Origin of the sequence: Streptococcus sp. FSL W7-1342, from assembly GCF_037966635.1 — a bacterium.
Lineage (GTDB): Bacteria > Bacillota > Bacilli > Lactobacillales > Streptococcaceae > Streptococcus > Streptococcus salivarius_D.
In genome coordinates this window covers 1,862,388-1,880,926 of the sequence record NZ_CP150200.1, presented here as the reverse complement: position 1 = coordinate 1,880,926, position 18,539 = coordinate 1,862,388, and the positions used below count along the sequence as shown (strand labels likewise).

The 18,539-nt window shown below is 41.0% G+C and carries 18 protein-coding genes; all 18 read left to right on the top strand.

Annotated features, from left to right (window positions below):
- Positions 1 to 143 precede the first annotated feature (143 nt).
- The 18 genes from NSQ79_RS08720 (at position 144) to NSQ79_RS08635 (ending at position 18,528) form a co-directional block, all read left to right on the top strand.
- Positions 144 to 1,043 carry an LPXTG cell wall anchor domain-containing protein gene (locus NSQ79_RS08720; protein ID WP_339313551.1) on the top strand — a complete coding sequence of 300 codons (900 nt, stop codon included), beginning with the start codon at positions 144 to 146 and terminating at the stop codon, positions 1,041 to 1,043.
- A gap of 2 nt (positions 1,044 to 1,045) precedes the next feature.
- Positions 1,046 to 1,474, top strand: coding sequence for a TM2 domain-containing protein (locus NSQ79_RS08715; RefSeq protein WP_211181049.1), 429 nt, complete (start codon positions 1,046 to 1,048; stop codon positions 1,472 to 1,474).
- Between the two features lie 167 nt (positions 1,475 to 1,641).
- Positions 1,642 to 2,097 carry a Wzz/FepE/Etk N-terminal domain-containing protein gene (locus tag NSQ79_RS08710; RefSeq protein WP_339313549.1) on the top strand — a complete coding sequence of 152 codons (456 nt, stop codon included), beginning with the start codon at positions 1,642 to 1,644 and terminating at the stop codon, positions 2,095 to 2,097.
- Positions 2,098 to 2,127: 30 nt separating this feature from the next.
- Positions 2,128 to 3,156 carry a hypothetical protein gene (locus NSQ79_RS08705; RefSeq protein WP_339313547.1) on the top strand — a complete coding sequence of 343 codons (1,029 nt, stop codon included), beginning with the start codon at positions 2,128 to 2,130 and terminating at the stop codon, positions 3,154 to 3,156.
- A gap of 114 nt (positions 3,157 to 3,270) precedes the next feature.
- Positions 3,271 to 4,221, top strand: coding sequence for a 16S rRNA (cytosine(1402)-N(4))-methyltransferase RsmH (gene rsmH / locus NSQ79_RS08700; RefSeq protein ID WP_084915326.1), 951 nt, complete (start codon positions 3,271 to 3,273; stop codon positions 4,219 to 4,221).
- A gap of 2 nt (positions 4,222 to 4,223) precedes the next feature.
- Positions 4,224 to 4,544, top strand: a complete 321-nt coding sequence (gene ftsL / locus NSQ79_RS08695; protein ID WP_002884540.1) for a cell division protein FtsL — start codon at positions 4,224 to 4,226, stop codon at positions 4,542 to 4,544.
- A 3-nt stretch (positions 4,545 to 4,547) separates the two neighbouring features.
- Complete coding sequence (pbp2X, locus tag NSQ79_RS08690; protein ID WP_339313544.1) at positions 4,548 to 6,815, top strand: penicillin-binding protein PBP2X; 2,268 nt, start codon at positions 4,548 to 4,550, stop codon at positions 6,813 to 6,815.
- Between the two features lies 1 nt (position 6,816).
- Complete coding sequence (gene mraY / locus NSQ79_RS08685; RefSeq protein ID WP_002891748.1) at positions 6,817 to 7,839, top strand: phospho-N-acetylmuramoyl-pentapeptide-transferase; 1,023 nt, start codon at positions 6,817 to 6,819, stop codon at positions 7,837 to 7,839.
- 73 nt (positions 7,840 to 7,912) lie between these two features.
- Positions 7,913 to 9,256, top strand: coding sequence for a DEAD/DEAH box helicase (locus tag NSQ79_RS08680; RefSeq protein WP_014632645.1), 1,344 nt, complete (start codon positions 7,913 to 7,915; stop codon positions 9,254 to 9,256).
- Between the two features lie 479 nt (positions 9,257 to 9,735).
- On the top strand, positions 9,736 to 9,966 hold the full coding sequence (locus tag NSQ79_RS08675) for a Blp family class II bacteriocin (RefSeq protein WP_002884558.1): 231 nt from the start codon (positions 9,736 to 9,738) through the stop codon (positions 9,964 to 9,966).
- Positions 9,967 to 10,239: 273 nt separating this feature from the next.
- Positions 10,240 to 11,595: a metallophosphatase gene (locus tag NSQ79_RS08670; RefSeq protein ID WP_080610845.1), complete on the top strand. Its 1,356-nt coding sequence runs from the start codon at positions 10,240 to 10,242 to the stop codon at positions 11,593 to 11,595.
- Between the two features lie 54 nt (positions 11,596 to 11,649).
- Positions 11,650 to 12,378, top strand: a complete 729-nt coding sequence (locus NSQ79_RS08665) for a YutD family protein (protein WP_014632648.1) — start codon at positions 11,650 to 11,652, stop codon at positions 12,376 to 12,378.
- 63 nt (positions 12,379 to 12,441) lie between these two features.
- Entirely contained in the window at positions 12,442 to 13,551 is a 1,110-nt protein-coding gene (rlmN, locus tag NSQ79_RS08660) for a 23S rRNA (adenine(2503)-C(2))-methyltransferase RlmN (RefSeq protein ID WP_096832658.1), read from the top strand.
- A gap of 1 nt (position 13,552) precedes the next feature.
- Entirely contained in the window at positions 13,553 to 14,080 is a 528-nt protein-coding gene (locus NSQ79_RS08655; protein ID WP_004183372.1) for a VanZ family protein, read from the top strand.
- Positions 14,081 to 14,182: 102 nt separating this feature from the next.
- Positions 14,183 to 14,629, top strand: a complete 447-nt coding sequence (locus NSQ79_RS08650) for a hypothetical protein (RefSeq protein WP_013991127.1) — start codon at positions 14,183 to 14,185, stop codon at positions 14,627 to 14,629.
- 63 nt (positions 14,630 to 14,692) lie between these two features.
- A complete protein-coding gene (locus NSQ79_RS08645; protein WP_339313539.1) occupies positions 14,693 to 16,450 on the top strand; it encodes an ABC transporter transmembrane domain-containing protein in 1,758 nt (585 codons plus the stop codon).
- The gene (locus NSQ79_RS08640) at positions 16,443 to 18,188 is read left to right on the top strand and encodes an ABC transporter ATP-binding protein (protein ID WP_004183369.1); all 1,746 of its coding nucleotides are present in this window, start codon (positions 16,443 to 16,445) and stop codon (positions 18,186 to 18,188) included. Before NSQ79_RS08645 ends, NSQ79_RS08640 begins: the two co-directional genes overlap by 8 nt.
- 160 nt (positions 18,189 to 18,348) lie before the next feature.
- A complete protein-coding gene (locus tag NSQ79_RS08635) occupies positions 18,349 to 18,528 on the top strand; it encodes a Blp family class II bacteriocin (protein WP_004183368.1) in 180 nt (59 codons plus the stop codon).
- Positions 18,529 to 18,539 lie beyond the last annotated feature (11 nt).

The following is an 18,539-nucleotide window of genomic DNA, read 5'->3' as shown; positions in this document are numbered from 1 at the left end:
TAAACAGGATTAAGAATACTTATTTATTGATGTTTTATGATTAATAATTAATTGATTAATTTTTAAAAAATAGTTAAAAAACTCTTGACTTTTTCGGGGGGGGGGGATAATAATGGATAGCAAAATTGAAAAGGGAGTAAATCATGAAAAAATATTATTCACTAGTTGCTGTTACAACATTATCAGTAGCTTTATTGGGAACTGCTACTTCAACAGGTGCTTTCAATACGGTTAAAGCAGATTCAATTGAAGTTGGTACTTTTAATTCACTTAAAACTGTTACTTCATCTGGAAATTGGGAGATATCTGAATATGGTGAACCATTCTATAAAATGTCAGGGACATTACCAGATGGATTGACTTCTGTAGTAAAACGAGTGTTAACAGATAACCAAACAGGTAAAAAGCTCTCAGAAATTCCATTTAATGGTTATGAACAATCGAAAAGTTTTGATATTGAGGTTCAACCGGGAACAAATTATGTTGAACAGCACCCCACACACTCATATACTTTGACAATTTTTACTGAGGACGGTAGTTTCAGTCAGGATATTTACATCCCTCCATTTAATGGTAACAGTGACGAAAGCAAACAGTCAGAAGGTTCTTCGTCAACTGAGAGTTCATCAAGTTCAGTAACGCCTAATCAGATTTCGCCAAGTGAGCCATCATCATCTTCATCTAGTGAAAGTAAAACTGAAATTTCTGGAAGTAAGACTGAAGTAGAAAAAAATTATTCAAACACAGAAACGAATAAATCTTCTAGTAGCTCTTCGTCTTCAAACGATTCTCATGAAAGTATTCCTGAATTGCAAGCGAAGTCAAATGAGAAGGATAATGGAACATTACATAAGGGGCAAGTGTCTTCAAGCTCTACATTGGACTCTTCATCTTCAGCAGTCAAAAAGAATACTGAAAAGAAAAGTCTTCTACCAAATACTGGTGAAAAGGCTACAGGATTATTCGTTAGTATTGGTGTAATTTTAGTTGTATTTGCGATTGTCCTTGGATTTAAGAAAAAAACAGATAAAAAAGGAGAATAAAGGTGAACAAAATTATTAAAATCGAAAATGGTATCGTCTCTGTGGGAGATTCAGTTGGGAACTTTGCAGAAATTCCTATAGAAAATTTTGGCTTTGAACCTCAAGTCGGAGATTTTGTAGAATACTATAAAAATGGTGAGACATATATTGTTTCTAAGGTGAATCTAGGACAGCAAGTTACACCGACTACTACACAAAAATCGAAAATGGTTGCAGGTTTATTAGCATTCTTCTTGAGACCTTTTTACTTCTTCTATATTGGGAATAACGGTACTGGTGTCTTACACCTTTTCATTGCTGCATTAAGTCTTTTCCCACCACTTTTAGTGGTCAATCTCATATGGAATATTGTTCTCGGTATTATGATATTTACTTCGAAGCCAGGTACGAAATACCATCAAGATGCCTTAGGAAATGAATTGCTTGATTAATGGATTTTGAATAATGTGTAGGTAATCAAAAAAATTTGAATTCTTTTAAAGTCCGTTTCTCTACTTTCATAAGTTTTATGTTAATGTTGCACATTTTAATATTTCTGATATAATCTTATCTGAGACTAATCAATACTAAAATATAATTTAAGAAATGTGAATACTCTATGAAACTACTTCGTCAATTAAAAGAAAAACGTTACCTTATTTTGGCATTTACCCTACCGGCTATTCTTTTGGCTTTAGCAATTGTCTTTTTGCAACCTGCACACAATCATGCAAAGGTCCAAGTTAAGGTGGGGACTAAGCAGTCATCATCAAGCAAACCCAAGTCTTCATCCAAGTCATCTAGCTCTAGTTCGTCGTCATCTTCTTCAACTTCAAGTGAGTCTTCAAGCGAATCGTCGTCATCAAGCTCAACGGTAGAAGCAGCTAGTCAGACAGAAGCAAGCTCAACTCCTGTGGTAGCATCGGCGCCAACGCCTTCTTCAGCACAAGAGACTTATCAAGCTCCTCAGTATAACTATGTGCCACCAACAACTTATACCGAGTCACATAGTGAGTCTTCAAGCTATACAGCCCCTGCCTACAGCGCAGATGTCAGCTCTGGGACAACAGAATAAGAGTTAAAGAAAAGGAATTTAGGATTAGAAATGAAAAATAAAGTTTTAGCATTAGTAACAGGATTATCTAGTTTAGTCCTATTAGCAGCTTGTTCAAACCAGCAAAATGGCATGATTTCGACGACTTCATCTTCATCAGTAGAGCAGTCACAATCAAGTAGTAGTGAAAGCTCTAGTCAAGAGAAAAAGGTAGATACATCTGCCTATGATAGCATCATTAGTAAGTACCAAACGGCTGTGGCCAACAACCAAACCGATGCCTCACTTAATTCTCTCATTGTGACCTATGCTAATTCTCAAACAAGTCCTGCCTCAACGGTCTATACTTATCGTGATTTGGATGGTAATGGTGTTGATGAGTTGATTCTTGCTTTTAAGCCAGGTAAACTCTTTAAAGAACATGTGATTACGGATATTTACACTATCTCTAAGGATAGTGGTCAGGTCATTCGTCTGACAGAAGGTCCACAACTGGGCATGTTGGGTGAGCGCATGACTTTGGCCTACCTCAAGGATAACACCTTTAGCTACTATGGTAGTGCTGGTGCTATGGCTGGTGGTGGTTCTGGCTACCAATTTAGTAGTAATGGTCAATCTCTTGTAAAAGATGACAGTGATTCGGGTGCAGAGAAGGCTGATCTTTCGAATTGGGATTGGAAGGATCTGAGCAGTGCCTCTACTAATAGTAGTTCTAGCGCAGCGTCACAAACTCAAACAAGTTCAACATCTCTTAAGCCTGATGAACTCAAAAATGGCAATTACAAATCAGCTGTAGGAACGTGGAAGTCTTCAAATGGAAAGACCATCACCATTACTTCGGATGGGCAGTTGGATTTCTGGGGCTATACTTATCCTATCGACAAAGTCTCACCCAATCAGTATGTGTCTGGTATATATACCTTAACTTATGTTGATTCTAGTCCAGTAGGGAATACCCCAATTCAGCTTTGTCCTAAGGGAGTTAGTGATGCAAGTGATGCGGGAGATAACAGTAAGGATCGAATCTTAGCGACGAATGGGATGCCTTCAGAGGAAAGTTATTTTTACAGAGTGGATTAATTTTTGAGAACCAATATATCAATCATAAAGTCAGGCCTAGGGTCTGGCTTTTTTGCCATCCTAACAACTTTCAAGGCGAGACAATTTCTCTATTCTTGTGCTATAATAAAAGTTATGACTAATGAATTTCACCATGTAACCGTTCTTTTGCACGAAACTGTTGATATGCTTGATATCAAGCCCGATGGCATCTATGTAGATGCGACTTTGGGTGGCGCAGGACATTCGTCTTATCTTTTGTCACAATTGTCTGAAAAGGGTCATTTGTACTGTTTTGATCAGGACCAAAAGGCTATTGATAATGCTCAAGTGCGTCTCAAGGACTATATTGATAAGGGCGTGGTGACCTTCATTAAGGATAATTTCCGTAATCTCAAGTCCAACCTTGAAGCTTTGGGGGTGTCTGAAATCGATGGTATTCTCTATGACTTGGGTGTGTCTAGCCCTCAGTTGGATGAGCGTGAGCGTGGTTTCTCCTACAAACAGGATGCCAAGCTGGATATGCGCATGAATGAGGAGGCAAGTCTGACTGCATATGATGTGGTCAATACCTATCCTTACAACGATTTAGTGCGTATTTTCTTCAAATACGGTGAGGACAAGTTCTCTAAACAAATTGCACGTAAGATTGAGCAAGCGCGTCAGGTAAAACCTATCGAGACGACGACGGAACTGGCAGAAATCATTAAATCAGCTAAGCCTGCTAAGGAATTAAAGAAGAAGGGTCATCCAGCCAAACAAATCTTCCAAGCTATTCGAATCGAAGTGAACGATGAACTTGGTGCTGCGGATGAATCTATTCAAGAGGCCTTGGATTTACTTGCTGTAGATGGTCGTATTTCGGTCATTACCTTCCATTCTTTGGAGGATCGATTGACTAAACAGCTTTTCAAGGAAGCCAGTACGGTAGATGTGCCTAAAGGTCTGCCCTTTATTCCTGAAGACCTCCAACCTAAGGTAGCCTTAGTTAATCGCAAGCCAATCCTACCTAGTCAGGAAGAATTAGAAGCTAATAACCGCTCGCATTCTGCTAAATTGCGTGTGGCTAAAAAAATCAGGAAATAATTATGGAAAATAAGGAACATCAGATTGTCAATAGAGCCATTAGAAACCATATTCGTTTTATGACGCGTATGGAAAAGGCTTTCTATTCGGCAATTGTTTTGACAGCTATTGTGATGAGTATCGCAGTTGTATTTTTACAAGGGCGTAATCAGGCTATCAAGCAACAAATCACAGACCTTAATAGCAAGATTAGTGATGAAAAAACAGAGCTTAATAATGCTAAGCAGGCGGTTAATGAGTTGACTAACTCTGACCGTATTAAAGAGATTGCTAATAAGGCAGGCCTGTCTATTAATAACGATAGTATTAAGAGTGTGAGGTAACCAATGAACAGATTAAGAAAACTTAAACATTTATTTCTAAACTATGTCGTTAGGGATAGGCGAAAGCCAGCCCAGAATCGACAGCACGTTGGTCAGAACCTTATGGTTCTCAGCATCTTTATCTTTTTCGTCTTTATTATCAACTTTGTGGTGATTATCGGGGCAGACAGTAAGTTTGGTGTCGATTTGTCGACCCAGGCTGCTAAATCTTATAACACTAAGACCACAGTGGCTGCCAAGCGTGGGACGATTTACGACCGAAATGGAAATGTTTTGGCTGAGGATTCAACCAGTTATGCCATTTACGCTATCGTGTCGACCAGCTATGTGTCAGCGACTCAAGAAAAACTCTATGTCCAAGATAGTCAGTTTGACAAAGTTGCTGATATTTTAAAGGATAAGCTAGGAATTGAAAAGAGTGATTCCTTGGCCCAATTGCGTACTAAGGGTGCCTACCAGGTTTCCTTTGGACTAAAGGGGAAGGGAATTACCTACTCTGTTAAAGAAGAACTAGAAAAAGCCTTTAAAGATGCGGGAATTAAGGGGATGGCCTTTGAAGCAACAACGTCACGAATGTATCCTAATGGAACCTTCGCGTCAGAGTTTCTTGGTCGTGCCGAAGCTGTTGAAAATAAAAAAGACGGCTCATATTCTTTGATTGGTCAAACTGGTTTGGAGCGTTCGCTCAATAGCCTCTTGACTGGAACAGATGGTGAAGCCATCTATGAGAAGGATAAAAACGGTAATACGCTTCTAGGTACGGAAACCATTACCAAGGAAGCTATCGATGGTAAGAACATCTATACAACCTTGTCAGCGCCTCTCCAAACCTTCTTAGAAACGCAGATGGATACCTTTATGGAGCAGACGCAAGGGGTAAATGCTTCAGCGACAGTTGTTAATGCTAAGACAGGTGAGATTCTTGCAACGACACAACGTCCGACCTATAATTCTGATACTCTTGAGGGACAGGCTAAGAAAAACTATGACTGGGTTAACCGTCTTTACGAAGCTCAGTATGAGCCTGGATCAACCATGAAGGTCATGCTCTTGTCAGCTGCTATTAACAATGGAAGTTTCAACCCGAATGCGACCTACAGTAATGCTAATGGTATTAAGGTTGACGACGTTGAAACTAATGACTGGTCAATCAATGAGGGTATCTCAACAGGTGGTACCATGACATTTGCTCAAGGCTTCTCTTATTCAAGTAACGTTGCTATGACCATGCTAGAACAAGAGATGGGAGACAAGGTTTGGTCTAACTACTTATCTCTTTACAAATTTGGTCTTCCTACCCGTTTTGGGATGGTCGGTGAGTCTTCAGGGGTTGTCTCTCGTAACTCTGTTAATATAGCTCAATCATCCTTCGGACAAGGGATTTCGGTGACTCAGGTCCAAATGCTTCGAGCCTTTACCGCTATTTCAAACAACGGTATAATGTTGGAACCTCAATTTATCAAACAAGTTGCCGATACTAACCAAGGCACAGTTCGTACAGCGAAGAAGGAAGTTATCGGTAAGCCAGTTTCTAAGCAGGCTGCCTCTGAAACGCGTAACTATATGATTTCCGTTGGTACAGATCCAGAGTTCGGTACCCTTTACAATAAATCTGAAGGGTCACCTATTATCCAAGTTGGCAATTATGATGTTTCAGTTAAGTCTGGAACGGCTCAGGTTGCTGATGAGAAGACTGGGACTTACAAAGTTGGTTCCAATGAAACCCTCAATTCAGTTGTAGCTATGGTACCTACAGATAATCCAGAATACATCATGTATGTGACTGTTCTGGAGCCTAAGACTTGGGATAATAATTTTTATGCGACTGTGGTTAACCCGGTTTTGGAAGAAGCCATGTCTATGGGAGACACCCTAGATACTTCTGTGTCTGAAGGTAGTGAAAAGACCGAGGAAACGAGTTATCAAACCGGCGATATTATCGGTAAGAGTCCAGGTGAGACAACTAACACCCTTCGTCAAAACTTGATTCATCCGATTGTTCTGGGTGTTGGTGATAAGATTGAGAAGGTTTCTGTAGATGCCAAAGCCAATATCAAGGCTAATGAACAGATTCTCATCATGACCAATGATTTCACAGAACTTCCAGACATGTATGGTTGGACCAAGAAGAACGTTGAAACCTTTGCCAAATGGAAAGGCATTAAAGTTACTTATAAGGGTGGCAAGTCAGGGACTGTTACCAAACAAAGTGTTGCGGCAGGAAAAGCCCTGTCTAAAACCAAGAAGATTACCATTACTTTAGGAGACTAAGATGACTATGAGTCTGATAGCAGGCGTGGCCGCCTTTGTGTTGACGGTGCTCGCCATGCCTCACTTTATTACTTACTACAAAATCAAGAAAATCGGTGGCCAACAAATGCATGAAGATGTGAAGCAGCATTTGGCTAAGGCTGGGACGCCAACTATGGGAGGGACAGTTTTCCTAGTGGTTGCCATCTTGGTTAGCTTGATTTTCAACTTCCACGTCTTTAGCGAGGGGCACCAAGCCTATGGTGCCACAGTAGGGATTCTCTTTGTGATTTTGATTTATGGAATCATCGGTTTCCTTGATGATTTCCTTAAGATTTTCCGTCAAATCAATGAGGGACTTAAACCTTGGCAAAAGATGGCCTTGCAGATTATTGCGGGTTTGCTTTTCTACTTTATCCACGTACTCCCTAGTGGGACAGATAGCCTAGCTATTGGTGGATTAACCATTCACCTCGGTGTCTTTTATGTTCTCTTTGTCCTATTCTGGATTGTCGGTTTCTCAAATGCTGTGAACTTGACAGACGGTATTGATGGTTTAGCTTCTATATCTGTGGTTATCAGCTTGATTGCCTATGGGATTATCGCTTTTGTCAAGGGTGAGTTCGCTATCTTGACTATCATTATCACTATGATTGGGGCACTTCTTGGCTTCTTCGTCTTTAACCACAAGCCAGCAAAGGTCTTTATGGGAGATGTTGGTTCCTTGTCACTTGGAGCTATGCTTGCGGTTATCTCTATTGCCCTACGTGTAGAGTGGACGCTACTCTTGATTGGTGTGGTTTATGTCTTTGAGACAGCTTCTGTCATGCTACAGGTCAGCTATTTCAAATACACTAAGCGTAAGTATGGAGAAGGTCGTCGTATTTTCCGTATGACACCATTCCACCATCACCTCGAATTGGGTGGTCTTTCAGGTAAGGGTGACAAATGGTCAGAGTGGAAGGTTGATGCTTTCCTTTGGACAGTTGGAGCACTTGCAAGTGCCATTACCCTTTGGATGGTTCTTGGAAACGTTATGAAATAAATGAAAAGAGCAGAAATGCTCTTTTTTTGTTATAATGATAGGGATAGACTAGATAGAAAAGAAGTAAATAAACATGTCATTTAAAGATTTTAATTTTAAAACATTTATTCAGGAGGCTCTTGACGAGATTAAGTTTAAGGAGCCAACGCCTGTTCAACAGAAATTGATTCCTGTAGTCCGTTCAGGTCGTGATTTGGTTGGTGAATCAAAGACGGGTTCAGGAAAAACACATACCTTCCTCTTGCCAATTTTTGAGAAGCTCAATCCGAAGAGTGGCGATGTTCAAGTTGTTATCACAGCGCCATCACGTGAATTGGCGACACAAATTTACCAAGCAACAAAACAGATTGCTAAACACTCTGATACAGAAATTCGTGTGGTTAACTATGTGGGTGGTACAGACAAGCAACGTCAGATTGAGAAACTCAAGGTAGCCCAACCCCATATTGTTATCGGAACACCAGGTCGTATTTATGACCTAGTTAAGTCTGGTGACTTGGCTATCCACAAGGCCCATACCTTTGTTGTTGACGAAGCTGATATGACCATGGACATGGGATTCTTGGATACTGTGGACAAGATTGCGGCAAGCCTTCCTAAAGAAGTGCAAATTTTGGTCTTCTCAGCAACCATTCCTCAAAAATTGCAACCATTCTTGAAGAAATATTTGACCAATCCAGTCATGGAACAAATCAAAACTTCAACAGTTATTGCAGACACCATTGATAACTGGTTGGTATCTACTAAGGGTCGCAACAAGAATGAACAGATTCTTGAGATGCTTAAGGGGATGCAACCATACCTGGCAATGATTTTCGTTAATACCAAGGAACGTGCTGACGATTTGCACAGCTACCTAGTGTCAAATGGTCTTAAGGTTGCCAAAATTCATGGAGGTATTCCACCACGTGAACGTAAGCGTATCATGAATCAAGTCAAGAAGCTTGATTTTGAGTACATTGTAGCGACTGACCTTGCTGCGCGTGGGATTGATATTGAAGGGGTTAGTCATGTTATCAACGATGCTATCCCTCAGGATTTGTCTTTCTTTGTTCACCGTGTAGGGCGTACAGGACGTAATGGTTTGTCAGGAACAGCTATCACCCTTTATCAACCAAGTGACGACTCAGATATTCGTGAGCTTGAAAAGATGGGGATTACCTTTGACCCTAAAGTCTATAAGGACGGCGAGTTTCAAGATACCTATGACCGTGACCGTCGTGCCAACCGTGAAAAAGCCTATCAAAAACTTGATACGGAAATGATTGGTTTGGTTAAGAAGAAAAAGAAAAAGATCAAACCTGGCTATAAGAAGAAAATTCAGTGGAAGGTTGATGAAAAACGCAAACGTGAGCGTCGTGCGGCTAACCGTGCTAAGGGGCGTGCTGAGCGTAAAGCTAAGAAGCAAAGTTTCTAAGTATTGGCTTTTAGGTGAAAGCAAATTTTAATTTAAAAATTCAAGAGGTTGAAACCAAAGTGTTTCAGCTTTTTTGATTATTATCAAACTTTTTGGAAACTCAAAAGACCTTATTTAGTTTGAAGATATATTTTTCTTTTGAGCCTAAGGTCTCAAAACTTCCCAACGCTTATGACTACAAAGTCTTAGGCGTCATTATCACAGCGACAAGTCTCAGTATATGCTCACTACACTCGCAAAATAATTGGCTGTCTTAAGAACTGAAACTATGACAGATTTTAAATAGTTTTATCACAGCCATTTTTAAGAAGCTTTCCGTTTAAAGTAAAATAATGTGTAAGTTTGAGGTTATTAGTTGAGTCAACTCTCAAAATCAGGTAGTGACATTTATGTCACTACTTTTTTGTTGACTTTCTATCTATAATACAATCATAGCTTTTGAGAAAAGGCTAAAAAATATTTTAAAGGAGGTTGTTTTAATGACAACACAAATCATTAACAATTTTAACTCACTTAATTCCGAAGATCTTTCTACTGTTAAGGGTGGAGCATGTAGTTTTTGGGGAGCTACAGCTGCCGTAGGCGTCGGGGCTGTTGGAGGAGCCATTAAAGGTGGTATTCAAACAGGTACTTGGCAAGGTGCAGCCTTAAAGGGTATTGGTTATGGTATTAAAGATGGGATTACTTATGGCCTTATTTGTCGTTATTAGGCGATTACTGAGTCAATTTTTTGGCCAAATAGTACTTGCGCTACTAATTTATGGGCTTATATTCTTTGCTTGGCAACACTTTAGAGGAGAAATTTTCTCAATTGTGTGCATCTATGTCAGTATATCCCTAGCAGATGACATCTATCATCTCGCAGAAGAATATGTTAAAAAGAAAGTTAACTAGGAATACGTTCCTGTTTGAAAAATAGCATGTAAAAACTTGGCAGAATGATTGTCAAGTTTTTTTATAGCAAAAGTGCTACAATAGGAGTCATGAAAGACACGATTCGAATTCTTCATATCAATGATTTACACTCTCATTTTGAACAGTATCCACAACTCAAGCGAGCTGTGGATGATTTGAGTCAGACGGATAGAGAGTTGATCAAGGTAGATCTTGGGGATAATGTGGATAAGTCCCATCCCCTATCTGATGCGACAGCCGGGCGTTTTAATGTAGCCCTGATGAATGAGTTGGGGATAGACTATGCGACTATTGGAAATAATGAGGGGATTGGTCTGGCCAAGGAGGAGCTAGACTGTCTTTATGAGCAGGCTAAGTTTCAGCCAATCATAGGAAATCTCAAGGATGAGGGGAGACAACCTGAATGGGCTAAGCCCTATCTTATCCACAAAACTAAAGCAGGTACAAACATTGCTTTCTTAGCCTATACCTTCCCATATTACATCACCTATGCTCCCAATGGTTGGCAGGTGTTAGAGCCTATGGCTAGGTTGGAAGAGGATTTGGCTCGTCCTGAGGTAAAGGATGCAGATATAGTCGTCGTTCTTAGCCACCTAGGTGTACGTTATGATGAGCAGATTGCAGAGACTTATCCACAGGTAAACCTTGTCATCGGGAGCCACACGCATCACCTTTTTGAAGAGGGGAAATTAGTCAATGAAACCTATTTGGCAGCTGCTGACAGATATGGCTATTATCTTGGCTGTATTGACCTTACTGTGGAAAATGGGCGATTGATAGAATGTCAGATTGAGGCTATCCCCACCAAGTCCTACATCTTGGATTTAGACAAGGAGGACGAAACCTTTATCAAGGCTATGCGTGAGGAAGGCCATCGTCGTTTAGCTCAGAAAAAAGTAGCTAATCTAGGTCGAGAACTAGATTTTGATGAGACCTGTCAATTGGTTTTACAGGCTGTTTGTCAGGAGACCGATAGCCAATTAACGCTTTTAAATACTGGACTTATCATGAAAACACTAGGTCCTCAAGTGACCATGGCAGACCTGCAAGAAGCCCTTCCTCACCAGATGCGGATGGCACGTCTAGTCGTGACAGGACAAGAACTCAAAGAAATCTGTCAGGAAGTTTTTACTAAGGCTGAACTCCTTAAAAATCAAGCTATTAAAGGTATGGGATTCAGAGGGAAGACATTTGGTGAAGTAATCACAGGGAATTTTGCTTACAAAAACGGTAATTTGTTGTATAATAGAAGGGTTGTAGATTCCAATGAGAAGTTTAGTTTGGTCCTTGTGGACCAGTACTACTTTGCTTCTTATTTCCCTACAATTAAGGAAAAGGAAGTTACTCTTCTTTTTCCAGATTTGTTAAGGGAACTTGTGGCCAAGTATTTAGGAAAAAATGGTGCCAATTGGGATAAGATATAGAGACATTATTACAGCATCAGGATAGAAAATAAGAGAGAGCAGAAAGGATGGCACATGCGTAAAGAAATCTTGCCAGAAATGTTTAATTATAATAAATATCCAGGGCCAGACTTTGTGTATGTGGCTGATCTTCTGAAATCAGATGCCTGTCAGTTTACAGTTCTTGAAAATCACAAGGATGCTTTAGACGCTACCCGCTTTGGGCAACGTTTTTCTGAAATCATGCTCAAGTATGATTATATCGTTGGGGACTGGTCCAATGATCAGCTTCGCCTTAAGGGATTTTACGAGGACGAGCGCCCTAATACGCGTAAGACAGACTGCATTAGCCGATTGTCGGAGTATTTGCGTGAATACTGTGCTTTTGGCTGTGCCTACTTTATTTTGAAAAATGAAGAGCCGCAGTTAATCGTCTTTGAAGAGGAGACGGAGCCTCGTCGCAAGCGCCGTCGTTCTAATAATCGTCGTAATTCTTCTCAGGAATCTAGAGATAGAGAGCGAAATGCTTCTCAAAAGAATAAGGGGCAAAAAGCTTCTGCTAAGCAAAAGCCAGACAAGTCCAAACGAAGAGATAGGGATCAAGAGGGCCCAAGCTTTGAGAAAATCAAGCGTCGTCCTAAGTTCAAATCTAGATCCGAGGATGGTGGTCGTGAGCGTAAGCCTAACTTCAAGAAGAGTCAGAAGCAAGCTCCAAAATCTAAAGGTCAAAACACCCCATCGAAGAAACAAAGCCAGACCAAGTCAGATGGTCAGCATTTCACAATCAGAAAAAAAGGAAATTAAACTATGTCAGAAGTAACAACACAAGCAAAACCAGAACGTCGTAAACGTCAGAAGTTAGAGGATATGGAAGGCTACAAACCTTCTATTTATGGTCTTACTCGTGATGAGTTGATTGATTGGGCTATGGAACACGGTGAAAAGAAATTCCGTGCTACTCAAATTTGGGATTGGCTCTACAAGAAGCGTGTGCAATCTTTCGAAGAAATGACCAACATTTCTAAGGATTTCATTGCTAAATTGAATGAGAATTTCTGTGTGAACCCATTGAAACAACGTATCGTTCAAGAATCTAAAGATGGTACCGTTAAATATCTTTTTGAATTGCCAGATGGTATGTTGATTGAGACGGTTTTGATGCGTCAACACTATGGTTTGTCTGTCTGTGTGACAACTCAGGTTGGATGTAACATCGGTTGTACTTTCTGTGCCAGTGGTTTGATTAAGAAACAACGTGACTTGACGGCTGGTGAGATTGTGGCGCAAATCATGTTGGTACAAAAATACTTTGACGATCGTGGTGACGGTGAACGTGTCAGCCACGTGGTTGTTATGGGTATCGGTGAGCCATTTGATAACTATGACAATGTGCTTCGCTTCTTGCGTACCATTAACAATGACAATGGTCTTGCCATTGGAGCGCGTCACATTACCGTATCAACATCTGGTTTGGCACCAAAAATCAAGGAATTTGCTAACGAAGGTGTTCAAGTTAACCTTGCCGTATCACTTCACGCGCCTAACAATGACCTTCGTTCAAGCATCATGCGTATCAACCGCTCGTTCCCACTTGAAAAACTCTTTGAAGCTATCGAGTATTACATCCAGACAACCAACCGTCGTGTAACTTTTGAGTATATCATGCTTAATGAGGTCAATGATCATCCTGAAAATGCTCAAGAGTTGGCTGATTTGACTAAGAAAATCCGTAAGTTGTCATATATCAACTTGATTCCATATAACCCAGTATCAGAGCACGACCAATATAGCCGTTCAACGAAAGAACGTGTGGCGGCCTTCTACGATGTGCTCAAGAAAAATGGGGTTAACTGCGTGGTTCGTCAAGAGCACGGTACAGATATCGATGCAGCTTGTGGACAATTGCGTTCAAACACTATGAAACGCGACCGTCAAAAGGCAGTGGCAGAAGCTTCTGGTAAATCAGAAGGTAAGTAAGATGTTTCAGCTTAAGACTTGGGTAGATAAGGATGGAGAACTAACACCAAAAGGAAGCAAGCTAAGCCGAGTTTTGGTCTGTGCTTATCTCCTTTGTTTAGTGCTCCTATGTTGGACACCCCAGTATGGGCTAGTCGAAGGTGTTGAAACCCCTGGTATTCAACATTTTGGTCGTGTCGTGGTCCTATTAACCCCATTCAATAGTTTGACCAACTTTTATCAGCTGGATAGTCTTAAAGAGATTGTCTTTGTGCTTGGGCAAAATGTGACCAACATTTTCTTGCTGAGTCCGCTGATTTTAGGGCTTTTAGCCTTGTATCCAAGATTCAGGTCTTGGAAAAAGGTCCTTTTAGCGACCTTTGTCATGTCTTTGACGATTGAGGTTGGACAAGTCATTCTAGACCTTCTCATTGATGCTAATCGTGTCTTTGAGCTAGATGATTTATGGACCAATACTTTAGGAGGTTTGCTGGCATTAGCTGTCTACCGCCTTCTTGTAAAACTGATTCAAACGCATTTTAAAGAGTAAAAAACCTGGGAGCCTATGTGTCCCAGGTTTCACTTATTTTCTATCATACAAATACAACATATTCAAAAGAGGGAAAAATGAATAAACACGTTTGGAGAAATAATGAAACACTTAATGATGACAGTAGTCACCGTATTAACGTTAGGAGCAACAATGACGATGGTTAAGGCAGATACTTATCAAAGTGGCCGTGATGCCGATATTATGCGAGAAAGAGGACAGGTTTGGAATTATTCTGAGTCTAAGAGAGATCCTCAATTAGCCAACTACAACACTGATGGTCGCTATCTCAGTGAGGCAACTAACTTTGAATTGTACAATTTTGTCAGAGAGTATAAAACATCTGATGAAATCAGACGCATTTGGAACCCTAAGAAGGATGAATCCGTTATCCATGATAAGGATAGTTACTCTATGGATGGTGGGAACAAGGTATATAATTTTGATTCCTTTGCTTATCAATTACCAGAGTCTACTGATTTTGGGAAGTTATCTTATATTGGTCACTTTCAGTTAGAAGATGGCACAATCTATCGCTATTGGAAGTAACCTTATCATAAGAGACTTATACGAGGTCTATTATTAACCATTTGTAAGGATAGGAGGAGTAACTTGTCTTTTAAAGAATCAATCATTGCAAAACTTTGGTGGTTTTTCAAGTTAGAAAAACGCCGGTATATTGTTGGGATTTTGGCACTGAGTCTGGTTTCGGTTCTCAATCTGATTCCTCCTATGGTTATGGGACGGGTCATTGATGCTATCACATCGGGAAAATTGACCAATCAGATCTTGCTTCTGAATCTCGTTTATTTGCTTTTGGCAGCTCTAGGGATGTACTATTTACGCTATGTTTGGCGCATGTATATCTTGGCGACTTCTTATCGCTTAGGCCAGATTATGCGTTCATGCCTTTTTGAGCATTTTACCAAGATGTCGCCTTCTTTTTATCAAAAGTACCGAACTGGGGACCTCATGGCCCATGCAACCAATGATATCAACTCTTTAACTCGCTTGGCTGGTGGGGGTGTCATGTCAGCCGTGGATGCCTCTATTACAGCCTTGGTAACCCTAATCACTATGTTTTTCAGCATTTCCTGGCAGATGACACTAGTGGCTGTCTTACCCCTACCTTTCATGGCTTTTGCGACTAGTCGTTTGGGCCGTAAGACCCATAAAGCTTTTGGAGAATCCCAGGCAGCCTTTTCAGAACTTAATAATAAGGTTCAAGAGTCGGTATCAGGTATCAAGGTAACCAAGTCTTTTGGCTATCAGGAGGCTGAGCTTCAGTCCTTCCAAGAGACCAATAAGATGACCTTTAAAAAGAATATGCATACCATGAAGTATGACAGCCTTTTTGATCCTTTGGTCTTACTCTTTGTTGGCTCATCTTATGTTTTGACCCTTCTTGTCGGTGCCTTTATGATTCAGGCTGGTCAGATAACGGTCGGAAATTTGGTAACCTTCATTACCTATTTGGACATGCTGGTTTGGCCCCTAATGGCCATTGGCTTCCTCTTTAATATCACACAGAGAGGAAATGTGTCCTACCAACGTATTGAAAATCTTCTGGAGCAGGAATCAGATGTTCAAGATCCTGCGCATCCTCTCCCAAGTATTGAAAATGGTCGCTTAGAATATGCGATTGACCGCTTTGCTTTTGAGGATGAGGATACTTTGAGAGATATTCATTTCACCTTGGACAAGGGGCAAACCCTTGGCTTGGTTGGTCAGACTGGCTCTGGAAAGACGGCTCTTGTCAAGTTGCTCTTGCGGGAGCACGATGTTAATCAAGGAGCCATCTATTTGAATGGGCATGACATCCGAGACTATCGCCTATCAGACTTGCGTAGCTTGATGGGTTACGTTCCTCAAGACCAGTTTCTCTTTGCCAGTTCCATTTTAGACAATGTCCGCTTTGGTAATCCTGATCTCGCCTTTGACAAGATAGAAGAAGCGACTAAGTTGGCTCAAGTTTATGATGATATCAAGGATATGCCTGAAGGTTTTGAAACGATCATTGGTGAAAAGGGTATCAGCCTATCAGGCGGTCAAAAACAACGTCTGGCCATGAGTCGGGCCATGATTTTGGATCCAGATATTTTGATTTTGGACGACTCTCTATCGGCAGTGGATGCCAAGACAGAACATGCTATTATTGACAATCTCAAACATACTCGTAAGGACAAGACGACTATCATTACCGCCCATCGTTTGAGTGCGGTGGTGCACGCTGACCTTATCTTAGTCATGCAGGATGGTCGTATCATTGAACGTGGCCGTCATGAGGATTTGCTAGCTCAGGGTGGTTGGTATGCCAAGACCTATGAGTCTCAACAGTTAGAAATGGAAGGAGGAGAAGCCGATGCCTAATCAAAACCAATGGTCTGTGTTTAAGCGTCTCTTGACCTATCTCAAGCCTTACAAATTCTTGACCTTTCTAGCTTTGGCCTTTCTCTTGTCCACAACGGTTATCAAGAGTATCATTCCCCTTGTGGCCTCTTATTTTATCGACCACTATCTTCATGATATGAATCAGGCGGCAAGCTTAATTCTGATTGGTTACTATGGTCTTTATCTCTTGCAGACGCTAGTCCAGTATTTGGGAAATCTCTTTTTTGCGCGTGTGTCCTATAGTATTGTCAGGGATATTCGCCGGGATGCCTTTGCCAATATGGAGAAACTGGGTATGTCTTACTTTGACAAGACTCCAGCAGGGTCTATTGTTTCCCGCTTGACCAATGATACAGAGACTATTAGTGAGATGTTCTCAGGAATTCTGTCTAGCTTTATTTCGGCTATCTTTATCTTTGTTACCACCCTTTACACCATGATGATGTTGGACATTCGTCTGACCGGGCTTATTGTACTCTTTCTTCCTCTGATTGTTCTCTTGGTTAACCTTTACCGCAAAAAATCAGTGGTTATCATTGAAAAGACCAGAGCCTTACTTTCAGATATAAATGCCAAACTGTCAGAGAGTATCGAAGGGATTCGCATCATTCAGGCCCTTAATCAAGAGAAACGCCTCAAAAAAGAGTTTGATGCTATTAATGAGGAACACTTGATTTACGCTAGCCGTTCCATGTCACTGGATTCTCTCTTTCTACGCCCAGCCATGAGTTTACTGAAGCTCCTGGGCTATGCCGTTCTCATGGCCTATTTTGGCTACCGTGGTATCTACCTGGGCATCACAGCGGGGACCATGTATGCCTTTATCCAGTACATTAACCGTCTTTTTGATCCCTTGATTGAAGTGACACAGAACTTCTCAACCTTGCAAACTTCTATGGTCTCAGCCGGTCGGGTCTTTGCCTTGATTGACGAGCGCACCTATGAACCTGAGCAGAGAGACACAGATGCCAAGATTACTGAGGGGAATATTCGCTTTGAAAATGTCTCCTTCTCCTATGATGGCAAGCATCAGATTTTGGATAATATTTCCTTCTCTGTCAATAAAGGAGAAACCATCGCTTTTGTCGGTTCTACAGGTTCCGGAAAATCCTCTATTATCAACGTGTTTATGCGTTTCTATGAGTTCCAATCAGGCCAAGTTCTTCTTGACGGTGTGGATATTCGCGATTATAGTCAGGCAGAGCTGCGTAAGAACATTGGTCTTGTCCTTCAGGAACCCTTTCTCTATCATGGTACAGTCAAATCAAATATTGCCATGTATCAGGATCTAACTGATGAAGAGATTAAAGCAGCCGCTGAGTTTGTGGATGCCAATCACTTTATCGACAAACTTCCAGAAGGATATGATGCTCCAGTTTCTGAACGAGGTTCAAGTTTTTCAACCGGACAGCGCCAACTTCTAGCCTTTGCTAGGACCGTTGCTAGCCAGCCTAAGATTTTGATTCTGGATGAAGCGACAGCCAATATTGATTCAGAGACAGAGGCTATTGTCCAAAATTCTCTAGCAAAAATGCGTCAAGGACGCACAACCATTGCCATTGCCCACCGCCTATCGACAATCCAAGATGCCAACTGCATCTATGTCTTAGACAAGGGCCGCATCATCGAACATGGTAGCCATGAGGAGCTCCTAGCCCTCGGTGGCACCTACCACAAGATGTACAGCCTACAAGCAGGTGCAATGGAAGGAGAGTAAGCTAGTCTAGACCATAGATTCTATATTCGAAAAGATTTCTTAAAAATCAAAATCGAGTGGTGACATTTATGTCACTACTTTTTTGTTGTCTTCCACCCTATAATAAAACCATAGCTTGAGAGAAAAAAGCTAAAAAATAATATTTTAGGAGGTTGTTAGAATGACAACACAAACAATGAACACTTTTGAAACACTCGATCTCGAGACACTTGCAAACGTTGAAGGTGGCGGATGGGTTAAGTGTTATGCCGGCACAATTGGCTCTGCTCTAGTAGGATCAGCAGGAGGCCCGGTAGGTTACTGGGGAGGAGCTTTAGTTGGCTATGCTACATTCTGCTAATATTTAGGTGA

Excerpts from the sequence above, each read along its gene's own strand:
- NSQ79_RS08720 (WP_339313551.1), top strand. The coding sequence starts at position 144 with ATGAAAAAATATTATTCACTAGTTGCTGTTACAACATTATCAGTAGCT.
- NSQ79_RS08710 (WP_339313549.1), top strand. The coding sequence starts at position 1,642 with ATGAAACTACTTCGTCAATTAAAAGAAAAACGTTACCTTATTTTGGCA.
- NSQ79_RS08705 (WP_339313547.1), top strand. The coding sequence starts at position 2,128 with ATGAAAAATAAAGTTTTAGCATTAGTAACAGGATTATCTAGTTTAGTC.
- rsmH (WP_084915326.1), top strand. The coding sequence starts at position 3,271 with ATGACTAATGAATTTCACCATGTAACCGTTCTTTTGCACGAAACTGTT.
- ftsL (WP_002884540.1), top strand. The coding sequence starts at position 4,224 with ATGGAAAATAAGGAACATCAGATTGTCAATAGAGCCATTAGAAACCAT.
- pbp2X (WP_339313544.1), top strand. The coding sequence starts at position 4,548 with ATGAACAGATTAAGAAAACTTAAACATTTATTTCTAAACTATGTCGTT.
- mraY (WP_002891748.1), top strand. The coding sequence starts at position 6,817 with ATGACTATGAGTCTGATAGCAGGCGTGGCCGCCTTTGTGTTGACGGTG.
- NSQ79_RS08680 (WP_014632645.1), top strand. The coding sequence starts at position 7,913 with ATGTCATTTAAAGATTTTAATTTTAAAACATTTATTCAGGAGGCTCTT.
- NSQ79_RS08675 (WP_002884558.1), top strand. The coding sequence starts at position 9,736 with ATGACAACACAAATCATTAACAATTTTAACTCACTTAATTCCGAAGAT.
- NSQ79_RS08670 (WP_080610845.1), top strand. The coding sequence starts at position 10,240 with ATGAAAGACACGATTCGAATTCTTCATATCAATGATTTACACTCTCAT.
- NSQ79_RS08665 (WP_014632648.1), top strand. The coding sequence starts at position 11,650 with ATGCGTAAAGAAATCTTGCCAGAAATGTTTAATTATAATAAATATCCA.
- rlmN (WP_096832658.1), top strand. The coding sequence starts at position 12,442 with ATGGAAGGCTACAAACCTTCTATTTATGGTCTTACTCGTGATGAGTTG.
- NSQ79_RS08655 (WP_004183372.1), top strand. The coding sequence starts at position 13,553 with ATGTTTCAGCTTAAGACTTGGGTAGATAAGGATGGAGAACTAACACCA.
- NSQ79_RS08650 (WP_013991127.1), top strand. The coding sequence starts at position 14,183 with ATGAAACACTTAATGATGACAGTAGTCACCGTATTAACGTTAGGAGCA.
- NSQ79_RS08640 (WP_004183369.1), top strand. The coding sequence starts at position 16,443 with ATGCCTAATCAAAACCAATGGTCTGTGTTTAAGCGTCTCTTGACCTAT.
- NSQ79_RS08635 (WP_004183368.1), top strand. The coding sequence starts at position 18,349 with ATGACAACACAAACAATGAACACTTTTGAAACACTCGATCTCGAGACA.